Annotated in this window: 16 protein-coding genes and 3 other annotated features; of the genes, 1 reads left to right on the forward strand and 15 read right to left on the reverse strand. The window is 40.3% G+C overall.

Annotated elements, in window-relative coordinates:
- Positions 1–43: 43 nt before the first annotated feature.
- The 15 genes from infC to rplU form a co-directional block, all read right to left on the reverse strand.
- Entirely contained in the window at positions 44–571 is a 528-nt protein-coding gene (gene infC / locus ACIZ62_RS09545; protein ID WP_111886888.1) for a translation initiation factor IF-3, read from the reverse strand.
- Positions 572–578: 7 nt separating this feature from the next.
- Positions 579–708, reverse strand: a sequence feature (ribosomal protein L20 leader region).
- A gap of 43 nt (positions 709–751) precedes the next feature.
- Positions 752–1,546 carry an ABC transporter ATP-binding protein gene (locus tag ACIZ62_RS09550; protein ID WP_111886887.1) on the reverse strand — a complete coding sequence of 265 codons (795 nt, stop codon included), beginning with the start codon at positions 1,544–1,546 and terminating at the stop codon, positions 752–754.
- Between the two features lies 1 nt (position 1,547).
- Positions 1,548–2,444, reverse strand: coding sequence for an ABC transporter permease (locus tag ACIZ62_RS09555; protein WP_111886886.1), 897 nt, complete (start codon positions 2,442–2,444; stop codon positions 1,548–1,550).
- A gap of 99 nt (positions 2,445–2,543) precedes the next feature.
- Positions 2,544–3,545 (reverse strand): ABC transporter substrate-binding protein, encoded by a 1,002-nt coding sequence (locus ACIZ62_RS09560; RefSeq protein WP_111886885.1) that lies wholly within the window; start codon positions 3,543–3,545, stop codon positions 2,544–2,546.
- Between the two features lie 100 nt (positions 3,546–3,645).
- Positions 3,646–3,887 (reverse strand) — a binding site (T-box leader).
- Between the two features lie 72 nt (positions 3,888–3,959).
- Entirely contained in the window at positions 3,960–5,876 is a 1,917-nt protein-coding gene (gene thrS, locus ACIZ62_RS09565; RefSeq protein WP_111886884.1) for a threonine--tRNA ligase, read from the reverse strand.
- Between the two features lie 90 nt (positions 5,877–5,966).
- Positions 5,967–6,219 (reverse strand) — a binding site (T-box leader).
- Between the two features lie 88 nt (positions 6,220–6,307).
- Positions 6,308–8,011, reverse strand: a complete 1,704-nt coding sequence (locus ACIZ62_RS09570; protein ID WP_111886883.1) for a B12-binding domain-containing radical SAM protein — start codon at positions 8,009–8,011, stop codon at positions 6,308–6,310.
- A 59-nt stretch (positions 8,012–8,070) separates the two neighbouring features.
- Positions 8,071–9,168, reverse strand: coding sequence for a redox-regulated ATPase YchF (gene ychF / locus ACIZ62_RS09575; RefSeq protein ID WP_111886882.1), 1,098 nt, complete (start codon positions 9,166–9,168; stop codon positions 8,071–8,073).
- Positions 9,169–9,425: 257 nt separating this feature from the next.
- The gene (gene rsfS / locus ACIZ62_RS09580) at positions 9,426–9,770 is read right to left on the reverse strand and encodes a ribosome silencing factor (protein WP_111886881.1); all 345 of its coding nucleotides are present in this window, start codon (positions 9,768–9,770) and stop codon (positions 9,426–9,428) included.
- A complete protein-coding gene (gene yqeK / locus ACIZ62_RS09585; protein WP_111886880.1) occupies positions 9,767–10,363 on the reverse strand; it encodes a bis(5'-nucleosyl)-tetraphosphatase (symmetrical) YqeK in 597 nt (198 codons plus the stop codon). The genes rsfS and yqeK overlap by 4 nt, the downstream gene beginning before the upstream one ends.
- Entirely contained in the window at positions 10,350–10,991 is a 642-nt protein-coding gene (nadD, locus tag ACIZ62_RS09590) for a nicotinate-nucleotide adenylyltransferase (RefSeq protein ID WP_111886879.1), read from the reverse strand. Before nadD ends, yqeK begins: the two co-directional genes overlap by 14 nt.
- 16 nt (positions 10,992–11,007) lie before the next feature.
- A complete protein-coding gene (locus tag ACIZ62_RS09595; RefSeq protein ID WP_111886878.1) occupies positions 11,008–11,370 on the reverse strand; it encodes a YhbY family RNA-binding protein in 363 nt (120 codons plus the stop codon).
- A 51-nt stretch (positions 11,371–11,421) separates the two neighbouring features.
- Entirely contained in the window at positions 11,422–12,705 is a 1,284-nt protein-coding gene (obgE, locus tag ACIZ62_RS09600; RefSeq protein ID WP_111886877.1) for a GTPase ObgE, read from the reverse strand.
- A 112-nt stretch (positions 12,706–12,817) separates the two neighbouring features.
- Positions 12,818–13,105, reverse strand: a complete 288-nt coding sequence (gene rpmA / locus ACIZ62_RS09605; RefSeq protein WP_014356380.1) for a 50S ribosomal protein L27 — start codon at positions 13,103–13,105, stop codon at positions 12,818–12,820.
- Between the two features lie 16 nt (positions 13,106–13,121).
- Positions 13,122–13,448, reverse strand: a complete 327-nt coding sequence (locus ACIZ62_RS09610) for a ribosomal-processing cysteine protease Prp (protein WP_111886876.1) — start codon at positions 13,446–13,448, stop codon at positions 13,122–13,124.
- A gap of 6 nt (positions 13,449–13,454) precedes the next feature.
- Positions 13,455–13,772 carry a 50S ribosomal protein L21 gene (rplU, locus tag ACIZ62_RS09615; RefSeq protein WP_111886875.1) on the reverse strand — a complete coding sequence of 106 codons (318 nt, stop codon included), beginning with the start codon at positions 13,770–13,772 and terminating at the stop codon, positions 13,455–13,457.
- A 241-nt stretch (positions 13,773–14,013) separates the two neighbouring features.
- On the opposite strand from rplU, the gene srtB reads away from it, so the two are divergent.
- Complete coding sequence (srtB, locus tag ACIZ62_RS09620) at positions 14,014–14,724, forward strand: class B sortase (protein WP_414150040.1); 711 nt, start codon at positions 14,014–14,016, stop codon at positions 14,722–14,724.
- Positions 14,725–14,757: the final 33 nt, after the last annotated feature.

Here is a 14,757-nt window from a genome sequence, read left to right on the forward strand (position 1 = left end):
AATAGATCGGTTCCAGTAGCAGATAGTCAATTAACGTGTTGATTTATTTATCTTTTTTCGGTGCTAAATACATGACCATATTTCTTCCTTCAATTTTCGGGTTTTTTTCTACCACGGCGAGATCAGAAACACGTTCTGCAAAATCAAGAAGTACCGTTTTTCCCTGTTCAGTATAAGCCATTTCGCGGCCTCTGAAACGAATAGCCACTTTGACTCGGCTACCTTGTTCCAAGAATTTGATGCAATTTTTAATTTTAACATTAATATCATGCTCTTCAACTCGAACCGACATACGTATTTCTTTAATAACCACAGCTTTTTGATTTTTCTTAGCTTCTTTTAATCGCTGAATTTCTTCATATCGATACTTTCCGTAGTCAAGAATCTTACAAACCGGCGGTTTAGCGTTTGGTGAAACTTTCACTAGATCTAAGTTTTTTTCATCGGCTAGTTTCTGAGCGTCTTTAGTCATCATGACTCCCAACATTTCACCTGCTTCGTCAATTACACGGATTTCGCGATCTCGGATCTCGTTATTAATTTCGTGTTGAACATCTTTACTAATAGTAATATACCTCCATATATAAAAATTGCAGGTAGAGTTACTCCACCTGCAAAAAAATACTAACGAAACTTAAACTAAGTTCATTCATATTTACCTATTCCCCTGAGAAATGAGGTGAGAAGTGGAATCCTCTACTTTGTTACTTTGATATTATATGCTTATTCACTCTTAATGTCAACTGTTTTTTTATGAAAGCAAAGTCCGATCATTGGCAAATTCTTCGCCGCTAACTTGACCAAAACGTTTGAGCAAATCTTCAACCGTCAACTTCTGTTTCTCTTCACCTTTGATGTCTAAAATCACCCGGCCTTCATGCATCATAATCAGTCGATTACCATGCTCAATGGCATGGCGCATGTTATGCGTGACCATCAGCGTAGTCAGATTTCCTTCTTTAACAAAGCGATCACTTAGCTGCAAAACCTTATCCGCAGTTTTGGGATCCAAAGCTGCTGTGTGTTCATCCAGTAAAAGTAATTTCGGTTTTTTTAGTGTGGCCATCAATAGGGTTAAAGCCTGCCTCTGCCCGCCAGAAAGCAGACCAACCTTGGCATGAAGTCGATTTTCCAGCCCCAAGTCCAGATGGCTGAGATACTCTTTATAAATCTCTCGTTCCTTATTGCTGATTCCCCAGCTCAATGACCGGGTTTTACCACGACGATAAGCCAGAGCGAGGTTTTCTTCGATCCCCATATTACCGGCTGTGCCCATCATCGGATCTTGAAATACCCGACCAATTACACTAGACCGTCTATGTTCCGGAAGCTTGGTGACATCTAATCCGTCGATAAGAATGGAACCCTTATCAACACCAAAGACGCCCGCCACACAATTTAGGAATGTCGATTTACCAGCGCCGTTACCGCCAATTACAGTAACAAAGTCTCCTTCTGTCAGCGATAAACTAAAATTGCTTAATGCGATCTTTTCATTGACTGTTCCGGCATTAAATTTTTTCTCAATATCCTTGATTACTAGCATTTTATAAATCGCCTCCATTCATCGATTTTTTAAGGGGACGAAGATAGGATTTAAAGACTGGCAGTGACAAGGCAATCGCCACTGTAATCGCTGTGAATAATTTCAAATCGTTGGCTGGCATACCCATTTTCAATACTAGGGCAATGATAATACGATAGGTAATAGCCCCTAGCGCCAACGAAATCAAACAATTGAAAAAATTTCGGGTACCAAAAATTACTTCACCAATAATAACGGAGGCTAAACCAATGACAATTGAACCAATTCCCATTTGGATATCAGCAAAACTTTGACTCTGAGCAATTAATGACCCGGAAAGCGCAACCAAACCATTGCTGATGACCAAGCCTAGAATAATCATATTATTAGTATTGATACCTTGAGCTCTAGCCATTTGAGGGTTGTCACCAGTGGCCCGGATGGCACAACCGATTTCGGTTCCAAAAAACCAGTATAAGAGACCAACTATCGCCATCACACTGATAAAACCAAAGAGCATGACCACATTTGTTGGGCTTAATCCCAGGTTCTCAAGTGGTGTAAAAACCGTATCAATCCGTAAAAGTGATAAGTTAGCCTTTCCCATGATTCGCAGGTTTACTGAATAAAGTGCAATCATGGTTAAAATACCTGCCAGCAACGCAGGAATTTTTAGTTTTGTATGAAGAATTCCAGTTACCAGTCCTGCCAGCATACCGCCTACGAAAGCTAAACACGTGGCGATAAAGGGATTCATCCCATTAAAAATTGAGAAAGCTGCGATGGCAGCTCCCATTGCAATACTTCCTTCTACTGTTAAATCTGCGATATCGAGTATTCGGTAGGTGATATAAACGCCGATTGTCATGATGGCCCATAAAAGACCAAGCGATATTGCACCTAATATAATCTCAAACATTATTTTGCCTCACTTCTTATCTATTGATTATGTGCATTAATAACTTTAGCAAGCAGTCATGATTTCCATGACTGCTTGCTAAATTGTTTCTTTTGTTTTTTATTTTGCTGTAATGACGTATTGAGAAAGATCCGAAGGAATGGTTAAACCAATTTCCTCAGCAACTGCGCCATTAATTGCATACTCAAATTTAGTCGCTGCTTCGATGGGCATAGTAGCCGGTTCTGCTTCACCTTTAAGAATTTTTACCGCCATTAAGCCTGTCTGATAACCCAGATCAGAATAGCTGATTCCCAAGGTAGCCAATCCACCCGATTCAACCATGCCGGATTCACCACAGATTACCGGTGTTTTTGACTGGGAGGTGATGCTTTGAACCTGAGGCATCGCTGATGCAAATACATTATCAGTAGGAATGTAGATGGCATCACACTGGCTGACAATAGACTGGGTTGCCTGCTGGACGTCATTAGAATTGGTGACTGTTACTTCTACATAGTTTAAACCCAGTTTTTCAATGGCTTCTTTTGCCATTTTCGCCTGGATGATAGAATTGTCTTCACCTGAAGTATAAAGAACGCCTACCGTTTTTGCTGTTGGTACTAATTTAACCAAAAGGTCGATTTGTTCTTTAATTGGATTCATATCTGTTGTACCACTGACATTTCCACCAGGTTCTTCATTTGTTTTAACGAGACGAGCAGCTTCATAATCAGTAATAGCGGTTCCCAAAATTGGAATTTCAGTTGTTTTGCCAGCAATGGCCTGTGCAGCCGGGGTCGCAATCGCCAGTACCAGGTCTACCTTGTTGCTGACAAAACGGTCGCTGATGGTCGATAAATTACTTTGATCCCCCTGGGAGTTTTGGATATCAAGCGTAATATTATCGCCATCCGTATAGCCATTGTCCGCAAGAGCAGTGACAAAGCCTTCCCGGGCAGCATCTAAGGCAACATGATCAACATACTGTACGATCCCGATTGTAGCGTTCTTACTCTCTTCCTTTGTTCCAGATGTCCCAGAACTTGAGCAGCCAGCGCCTAAAACAATCACCGCAGCAATCAGAACCGCAGTCATTAATTTTTTTCCGTGTTTTTTCATTTCTTTTCCTCCATTTTTCATTCTTTATTCAATCAAACCTTTTCAGGCTGAATTGTTCGTATTCGTTTGTGTATTTACGCAAAAAAATTCGTCTCTGTATAACAGGGACGAACTAAAATTCGCGGTACCACCTTGCCTTTGATGCTTACACATCACGCTCTGCAAGCAACCTTAGTCACTTAACCAGGATAACGGTCGGTATCCGGCCCAGCCTACCGGGCAAACCCATTCGGTGAGCAGCTCACAGGATGTATTCATAATGGTGTCCCGCTTCCTTGCACCAACCGAAAGCTCTCTGAAAAGATCATCCTATTATTACTGTTTCCTGATCATCACTTTATTGTTTTTTATTATATTGATACGAGTCAAATTTGTCAACCATTATCGCAAATTTGACTCGTATTTATTCCTGATTCAGTCTAAGGTCAACGATTTTGTTTTAATTTTTTGAATTAGCTTTACCTTGAAATCTTCCATACTGATGAGTCCAGCATCACCAGTATCCCGAATTCTAAGTGCCAAATCGCCGCCTTCGGTTTCTTTATCTCCCACTACCAGCATATAGGGAACTTTTTGCATTTGTGCTTCCCGGATCCGGTAGCCCAATTTTTCATCCCGGGTATCCACCGATGCGCGAACACCAATGGCGGTGAGTTCTTCAGCAATACCTTTGGCAAAATTATGATGGGCATCAGCAACGGGGATAATCATGACCTGAACCGGCGCCAACCAAACCGGGAATTTTCCGGCAAAGTGCTCAATCAGGATCCCCAAAAATCGTTCGATACTCCCTAAAATCGTACGATGAATAATAACCGGACGATGTTTTTCGCCATCCGAACCAATATAGTTCAGATCAAAACGTTCCGGCATTTGGAAATCTAATTGAATCGTTCCACATTGCCATGTTCGTCCTAGGCTATCTTCCAGGTGGAAATCAATTTTAGGTCCATAAAATGCTCCATCGCCAGGATTGAGACGATAATTGATTTCTTTTTTCTCAAGGGCTTTTCTTAATGCTTCGGTTGCTATTTCCCAAACTTCATCAGATCCAATCGAATTTTCTGGTTGTGTCGATAATTCAACTTTATAACTAAAACCGAATATCTTATAAACATCATCAGCCAGATCGATTACCTTGATGACTTCTTCTTGAATTTGCTCGGGAGTCATGAAAATATGCGCATCATCCTGAGTAAAAGCACGGACACGCATCAGTCCATGAAGCGCACCATGCAGTTCATGGCGGTGAACTAGACCCAGTTCTCCCATTTTTAACGGTAAATCACGATAGGAGTGACCCTTTGTTTTATAAACCAGCATGCCGCCGGGGCAGTTCATTGGTTTAATGGCATATTCACTCTCATCAATCTCAGTAAAATACATATTTTCTTTATATTTATCCCAATGTCCCGAACGTTTCCATAGATCGTTATTAAGTATAATGGGTGTTTTAATTTCATGGTAGCCTCGACGTTGGTGTTCTTCGCGCCAAAAGTTTTCCAGCTCGTTTCGAATGATCATGCCCTTCGGATGGAAGAAAGGAAATCCGGGACCTTCTTCATGCAATGAAAAAAGATCAAGTTCTTTTCCTAATTTACGATGATCCCGTTTTTTGGCTTCTTCGAGTCGAGTCAGGTACTCATCCAACTGACTTTTTTTAGGGAAGGTAATGCCGTAGATCCGCTGTAGCATTTTATTTTTCTCATCACCCCGCCAGTAGGCACCGGCCAGACTTAAAAGCTTAATGGCTTTAATTCCGCTGAGGTTTTGAATATGGGGACCGGCACAAAGATCCGAGAACTCACCCTGGGAATAAAAGCTGATGATGGCGTCTTCCGGCAGATTTTCGATCAGTTCAGCCTTATAAATCTCGCCTTCAGCATTAACCTTTGCCAAAGCGTCGTTGCGGTTCAGTTCGTAACGACTAATCACCAGCCCTTCCTTAACAATTTTAGCCATTTCTTTTTCAATTTTTTCCATGATTTCCGGGGTGATAATCACATCGACATCAATATCATAGTAAAAACCATTATCAATGGCCGGGCCAATGGCCAGTTTTGCCTGTGGATACAATCGTTTGACCGCCTGAGCCAGCAGATGGGAACCGGTATGCCAGAAAGCATGCTTGCCGCCTTCATCTTCAAATTTTAACAGATTGAGGGTGGCATCTTCGTTAATCGGTTGACGAACATCGACAACCTTGCCACCCAGTTCCCCTGCCATTGTATTTTTAGCTAAACCGGGACTGATATCATTGGCAACTTCAAGGACAGTGATTCCGGGTTCATAAGTCTTTATGGATCCGTCTTTTAACGTAATAGTAATCATGGTTTTCTCCTTTATTTCTGAATTTAATTGTAACCCAGCATTATTTTCCAGCGACTCGCTTATAAAAACAAAAAAAGTCCCTTTGTCAAACAAAGGGACGTATTAACGCGGTTCCACCCAATTTGATTCACATGCGTGAATCCACTTAAGTTCTGAATAACGGTCAGCTCCGAAAAACCCTACTATTAAAAAATGAAAGATGCTACACTGCACAACTATCGATCCGATTTCAGGTTTTGACTCCAAGGTGGTTTTCAATTATCACTAGTATAGGCAATTACAGCCAGGTTGCCTATTCTCTGAATCTAATGGGTAACTTACTCGTCCTTATCAGCGCCTTTTTTATTTTTATTGAGTATTAGTATAACCTTTATCTAAAAAAGAATCAATACTTTTAAAAAAAATTAATTTAGTAAATTAAACATCAAAAATTAGCAAATAATGCTAAATCCCGTTTCAAAGAATACTAATAATCCTTGTTCATTATTGATTGTTGTTGATTCGGAAAAATGATCAATCAACGTTCTCGAAAAATACTGAAACTTGACCTGGTTATAGATTTTTTTTGGTGTAAAATTAGCAAAGACATTCAGGAAAGTCGCGATATTCTGAGGATCTTTTAAAAATTCGAAGATCCATTCCTTATCAGGACAAGTATCAAGCATATCGCCTGGCAGTCTGAGATTCCCCTGGGAGAGAAAGTCAAACTTAATCCATTCACTAACTTGATCATTCTTTTTTTGTTCTTTGAAAAACTCCTTTAAAATACTAAAGAGTTGTTCTTTTGATTTTCCTACTTCATAATATCCCTGTTCGTCCCAATAGCAAGAAAAGGCTTCAAAAAAGTCAAAAGGGGTGTCGTAAATCTTGGCTTGAAAAATAAATGCCAAACTATGTTTGAATGCGCCGCTATTGAAATAACGATCCACTAACACTTCAATTTGACGCAATTGATACAGTTCCTCAGCACTAAGATACTTATTAGAAATAATTTCATATGGCGGAAAGCTGGCATACTGGTAATCATGGATCTCAGACTCTTTGCGAATGCGGGTACCTTTCAGACACTTCAGAAAGCCTAATTGCAGCATACCGGGATTAAGGGCAATGACCTGATTAAAGGATGACTTAAACACCTCATAGGTTTCATGGGGTAGGCCAGCAATCAGATCCAGATGAATATGAATATTATCTTGTTCCAAGAGTTTTTTTACATGATTTTCTGTTCGTTCGACACTGATTTTTCGGCCAATAGCCGAAAGCGTAGCGGGTGCTGTGCTTTGAACACCGATTTCGAATTGAATCAGTCCCGGCGGTGCCATCGCTAGCAGAGCAATCATTCCATCATCGATGAGATCTCCGGTCATTTCAAAGTGAAAATTAGTGTCGCCGCCTTGTTTAATAAGATAGGAAAATATTTCTTTAGCTCGGCTCAAATCGCAGTTAAATGTCCGGTCTACCAGTTTAACCTGTTTGACACCAGCCTGAATAAAGAAATCCAACTCCTTAAAAACCCTATCCAAACTCAAGATGTTTAGTTTCTGTGTAGTTGAAGAAAGGCAATATGAACAGGAAAACGGGCAGCCTCGCATGGTTTCATAATAAATAATCTTATGATTGAGACTGTTTAGATTCTCATTTAAATAAGGAAAAGTCAATTGGTTTAATGGAACCGCTTTCGAATCGGGACTATCAACAATTTCTCCCGATCGTTTTCGATAGCAGAGCCCGGGAATTTTACTAAAGCGTTCCTGGTCGCGATCTTTGAGCAACGCGTTTAGTATACCTTCCCCTTCCCCCTTTACAATAATGTCGCAGAAAGGATAGTTCTTCATCAGCGTCATGGCATCAAAACTAACCTCCGGACCGCCTAGAATAATTTGCACCTGGGGCCTGGCTTTTTTAACTATTTCGGCTAACTTTAGAACAATTTCTATATTCCAGATATAACAAGAAAAACCAATACGTTTAGCATCGTGATCGAGCAGTAGCTTGATAATACGATGAATTGGATCATTAATTGACATCTCCAGAATTTCAACATTAAAATCCGGCAGTTGCGCCTTTAATGAACGAACGGCCAGATTAGTGTGGATATATTTCGCATTGACAGCGACTAAAACAAGATCTTTCACAGTAACCTCCAGGTTATCGGGTGGTTTATATCTAAATGCTAACTGCTAGGATAAATAATCTAGACATTAAATCGAAAAAAGGTAACATCGCCATCTTTCATGACATAGTCTTTTCCTTCAACCCGGGTGACGCCGCTTTCCTTGGCTTTTACTTCCGTACCGGCTTCAATTAATTGTTCAAAACTCGTTATCTCAGCCCGAATAAACCCACGTTCAATATCAGTGTGGATCTTACCGGCGGCCTGAGGCGCTTTGGTACCTTCGGTGACAGTCCAGGCTCTTATCTCCTGGGGTCCGGCGGTCAAAAAAGTAATCAGCCCTAATAACTTATAGCCTGAACGAATAACCTGGTCAAGTCCCGATTCTTCCAAACCCATATCAGATAAAAATTCTGCTTTTTCAGCATCATCAAACTGAGCGATTTCTTCTTCAATTTTTGCCGAAATTTTAATAATATCCTTGTGACTACCGGAGTGATTTTCCCGAACAGTCACTTTTAAACGGGTTACCATCTCATTATCTTCATGAAGATCATTCTCTGAAACATTGGCGATATAAAGTACCGGTTTAATCGAAATCAATTGAATCGTTTGAATGAATTCCCATTCATCGACTGTAAAATCATCGTCATGCGGCATTTTTCCACCTTCAAGAATTTCCCGCAATCGCATCGCTACTTCGATGTTAGCTTTTTCCTGAGGATTTGTTTTAGCCAGCTTTTTATTTTTTTCGATCCGTCGATCCAGCATTTCGATATCTGCAAAAATAAGTTCCAGATTGATGGTCTCCAGATCGTCGATGGGATCGATTTTTCCTTCCACATGAACCACATTTTCATCTTCAAAACAACGGACAACATGGACAATGGCATCAACCTCACGGATATGCGAAAGAAACTTGTTTCCAAGACCTTCGCCTTTGCTGGCACCGCGCACCAGACCGGCAATGTCGACAAATTCGATGGTAGTAGGGATTACCTTTTTTGAATTGTACATTTTTTCTAAAACAGCTAAACGTGGATCTGGCACTGTCACAACCCCGATATTAGGATCAATGGTGCAAAATGGATAATTGGCAGACTCTGCCCCGGCCTTAGTTAACGCATTGAATATGGTGCTTTTCCCGACGTTGGGTAAGCCAACGATTCCTATTTTCATAGTTACCTCTTTCTAATTTTCTTAGTACTGAAATTAATTGTTTTATTATGAAATTCACTCTGCTATCCATGATAGAATTAATCCCGACATTTAAAAAGGTGGATTTTCCAGCCCCGAAGGATCAAGAAGTGCCACCATTTCGATTGGTTCAGTAATTCGGTTGATACCCAAAGTTTATATCAATTGTTGACTTTTTATCTCCAGTAAAATTCACTTAGATAAAAAGTATCAATCAAGTTGATTGCATGAGACGCAGATTATCGATTAACAGGGCTGCTTTTCCAAAGTTTTTCCAAGTTATAAAACTCTCGTTCTTCGGCATGAAAAATATGGATGATCACATCATAATAATCCAGTAAAATCCAGCGACCTTCCCGTTGGCCCTCGATGTTTTTGGGGAATATTTCCAATTGTTTAGCTTCATACTCTATATTATCAGCAATAGCTTTGACCTGACGTTCAGAACTCCCGCTGGCAATAACAAAATAATTGGCAATGGATGTCATTTCGGTTACATTAATGACCTCAATATCCACCCCGTTTTTGTCCTCAATCCAGCTTTTTATTTTTTGTGCAAATTCTTCTGGAATAATAAAAATCACTCACTTTCTTTTTTAATTTTCTTTAAGTTTATGGTTTTGATAATTAAATCGTTTCGCGCATCGATGGTTCGCTTATGGAGTAGTGCACCTGTTCGCGCCACATGACAGATACAATTAGTTAGTGCCATAATAGTGGCCCCGTCCAAATCAGTATCTGCCATTTGTCGAATGGTCTCAACGCCTGGAAAAGTACGGTCTTTTTCAATATAATCGGCCAGATAAATAATCTTATCCAGCGTGCTCATATTCTTGCAACCAGTAGTGTGACAATCTATGGCATTTTGAATTGCGGTATCGTTGATACCGTAACGCTCTTTAGCAAGGACCGCACCCACTGGGCCATGAAGTAGCTGGGGATCATTTCGACTCACACGATCGATTTTAATCTGATGCCGTTTGGCGCAGTCAAGCTGCTGTTCATCTGTCAGATTCTTAGCACAGTCATGCAGCAACGCTGCCAACCTGGCCTGGTCTTGATCACAGCCAAAGTTATGAGCCAGTTTCTCAGCCGCCTCAACCACGTTTTGTGTGTGTGTGAAGCGTTTAGGAGTTAGAATTCTTTTTAAATCTTCTTCGATATCAGTCCAATTCATTGCTATCCTCAATAGACACATTCGGCAAGTAAAGGTGATACTCATGAATATAGGCTTCCACCGCGTCAGGAAGTAAATAACGAATGGAGTATCCATTTTTAATTCGTGCCCGGATATCAGAAGAGGCAATGTCCATTTCGGTGGCATACAGCTTGAAAATAGACGCCCCGTAAATCTCCTGTAGCTCTTTGATCCGCATATCCAGCCGATCGTGACTATAACCCGGACGGAATGTCGTGATAAACTTCACCGACTTTAATAATTCCGGGGCACCCTTCCATAAGGTGATTTCAAACATTAAATCGGCACCGGCAATAAAATAAAAATCACAGTCCGGATAAATTTCTTTAATGGTATTGATGGTATCAATCGTATAGGTGATACCACTCTGATCAATTTCATGGGTCAAAATTTCAAAACTGTCATTGCCTGCGATTGCCAGTTCGACCATTTTAAGTCGGTGCTTTCTGGCAATTTCGTCTTGAGATAACTTAAATGGGTTATTCCCGGTAGGAATAAACAACACCTTATCCAATTCATATTGATCTCGAGCCGACTCTGCCAGTAGTAGATGCCCCGTATGGATGGGATTAAAACTTCCTCCCAGAAGACCGATTTTTTTCTTCATCTCAAACCTTTGCTTACTATGAATTAGTGAATTTTCGCGACGGACTAAGTGCCTTTTTCTTGACACGTTTAATGGGTTTCTGATTTTTTGTAGGCACCTCGATTTTTGTTTTTAATAAATTCTTCTTATAAAGGATAAATTTACTACCGATGGTGCACACAATATCGGATTTTGTGGCTGCAGCTAATTCCCGGGCCACATTATTGACATCTTCCAGAGAATTATTTTGAACCTTTCCCTTGATCAGTTCCCGGGCAATAATGGCGTCCCTGGTCTGCACGATGACTTGTGGTGTGATGCCATCTTTACCGATGAAAATGATATCGGGAATATCCATCGCAAGTTTTCTTAAATAACTTCTTTGTTTACTTGTTAACATTTTTTCTCTACTTTCTACGACGCTATTATAACATATAATAATGCGGGAAATCTATTTAAAATACTCAAATTCGATCTCTTCGAGTTGAACCACATCTTCATCCTGAATGCCCATTCTTTCCAATTCTTCAAAGACGCCTTTATCTTTTAGAACCCGCTGGAAGAAACCTATGGAATCCAAATCTTCAAAGTTAACCGACGTAATCAGTCGCTCCACGAATGCACCTTTAACTACAAATAAATGATCGAATTTTTCAACGGTGAATTGTTTTTCTTTAAAGTCCGGGGTGAAAATGATTTCAGTTTCCGGTTCAAAGTCAAAAATCGGCTCTACTTCGCCAATTTCATCGAGCAACTTTATGGTTCGGCTTAACAGTTCATTGAGTCCCTGACCAGTTACTGCGGAAATGACAAAGACTTCATAGCCCATTTGTTCCAATTCAGCCTTTAAATTATCCGTTTCTTCAGGTTCTAAAAGAAGATCAACCTTGTTCAAGGCCACGATCTGAACGCGTTTTGCCAATTTTTCGTTGTATTTTTCCAATTCAAAGTTGATCTTTTTAAAATCATCCAAAGGCTCCCGGCCTTCACTGCCAGAGGCGTCCAGAAGATGAATCAGCAGTTTGGTTCGTTCCACGTGTCTAAGGAACTGATCCCCCAGTCCGGTACCCTCATGAGCACCTTCGATCAAACCGGGAATGTCAGCGATCACAAAAGGATCAAAATTTCGCCATTCAACCACTCCAAGATTGGGAACGATGGTGGTAAAATGGTAATTGGCTATCTTGGGCTTAGCTTTAGTGATCACCGATAAAAGGGTTGATTTACCGACATTTGGAAAACCAATCAGACCTACATCAGCAAGCAGCTTGAGTTCAAGAATAACGGTGCGTTCCTGACCCTTGACACCACCCTGGGCAAAACGAGGTGCCTGTCTGGTGGCGGTGGCAAAGTTCATGTTTCCCCGACCACCCCGGCCGCCTTCGGCGACCCGGTATTTTTGTCCATGTTCTGAAAGATCGCAGATGATTCGTCCGGTATCTTTATCTTTAATAATGGTTCCCACTGGTACTTTGATAATCAGATCTTCTCCGGTTTTACCGGTAGACCGACAACCGGTTCCGTTTTCGCCATTTTCTGCTTTGTGTTTTCTTTTATATTTAAATTCCATCAGGGTCCGAAAACCATTATCAGCCATAAATAAAATATTGCCGCCATGCCCTCCGTTACCACCGTCTGGACCACCATTGGGAACATATTTTTCGCGGCGAAAACTCATGCCGCCATGTCCGCCGTTGCCGGCCTTTAGAATAATCTCTGCTTTATCTACAAACATTGCTACCTCGCTTTTTTTATGGTATCTACCCAAACAACAAAAAATAAAACCTCTTATCTTGTAAAAACGAGCATAAGAGGTTTTATGGATGTATTATTTTGTCACTGGAAAACTAGATGGCTTCCCGAGGATAAATACTTACTTGTTTTTTATCTCTGCCTTTTCTTTCAAAACGTACGATGCCATCTTCTAATGCGAATAATGTATCATCTCCGCCTTTTCCAACGTTAGTACCAGGGTGAATTTTTGTTCCTCTTTGACGAACAAGAATATTCCCTGCTAGCACGAATTGACCGTCTCCTCTTTTGACTCCAAGACGTTTGGCTTCACTGTCACGACCATTTCTTGAACTACCAACCCCTTTTTTATGGGCGAATAGTTGAAGGTTCATTTTTAACATGTTGTTCACCTCCTATTTATTGTTCTTCAAACTGGATATAATCTCCATAAGCTTCCTTAATCCCCCGGATTCCCAGGAGATAGGTCGAAATGAGTGTATCTGTTTTCATCTTCATTGATTCATCTGTGATTTCGGGAATGATAAAGCGGACATAGCCTTCTTCTACCACTTCGCCGAGATCTTTCCGACCAAGAATTTCGGTAAGTCCGTTTAAGATGCTGATGGTTAATACCGATACAGCAGCACAAACGAGATCTTCGCCATGATCAGCAAAACCGGCATGACCAGATACGATTATTTCTTGTGCTATTTTTTTCTTACCTTGAATCTTTACTGAAATCATAAACGCCTACGCTTGGATGCCAGTAATTTTAACTTTCATGAATGGTTGTCGATGACCTTGTTTTTTACGATAATCTTTTTTAGATTTATACTTGTAAATAATAACCTTAGGTCCTTTTGCAACTTCTAAAATTTCAGCTTTAACAACAGCATTTTCAATCATTGGGGTACCAATGATCATTTCACCATCTTTGTTGACTGCTAAAACTTCAGTAAAAGTAATTTCTTTTACATCTTCTTCAGTTAATTTGATTTTCTCAATATGAATAACATCATTTTCTTGAACGCGGTATTGTTTACCACCTGTTTTAATAATTGCATACATGATTCTACACCTCCTCATACCAGACTCGCCACAAAAGGTGCTTTCGACTTAAAACCTTGTGTGTGCGGCTACATAACTTTATAAATAATAACATGGCAAGCTCCAAAAGTCAAACAAAATAATTAGAATACAAGCTGTTTTGCATAATTGATCAATCCACTCAACTATTTTTATTTATTTGGAGGTTTTTCAGTAAAATTGGGTATAATTGATACAAAACAACTAGAGGAGGAAAATAAAATTGCAAAAAAGCATGTCTAAAATAAAGATTGTTGCTGTTTTTTTATTAATCGCATTGGCGATCGGATTCACTATTTATAATTTTTATCCAAAGATCAATCAGACCGTGCAAAAGGATAAAATCATTGCTGTTGCTAAAGAAAATCACACTGAAATCGCCGACCGGATTGATTTTAACGCCTTACTTGCACTCAATCCTGATACGATCGGTTGGGTTCAAATCGAAGGAACCTCTTTGGAGTACCCGGTCGTTCAGACCGATAACAATGATTACTATCTATCCCATAATTACTTGCAGGAAGAGTCCTTTGAAGGTGCAGTTTTCCGGGATTACCTGTGTAATACTACCACTACCCGGAATCACGTTCTCTATGGTCATTATATGTCTGATGAATCGATGTTTGGCAGTTTGTGGAACTATCAGGATCAAGCCTACTTAAAGCTCCATCCGGTGATACAGTTTGATCAACCTGGTCATCCCGGTGATTGGGAAATCTTCTCGATTTATATTACTAAAGCTGACTACGACTATCGACAGCCAGAATTTATAACCGATGGTGAGTTCATAGACTACATGAATCGACTAAAGGCGAGATCCCTGTATGATACCGGAGTGACTCTTGATCCCGATGATGAAGTATTAACTCTTTCCACCTGCATTTATACCTTCGATGATGCCCGATTTGCAGTTCATGCCCGTAAGGTAAAATAATAAAAGTGTCCGCTAATTACAACATCGATTGTA

Source organism: Acetobacterium carbinolicum, assembly GCF_047456275.1.
GTDB lineage: Bacteria > Bacillota > Clostridia > Eubacteriales > Eubacteriaceae > Acetobacterium > Acetobacterium carbinolicum.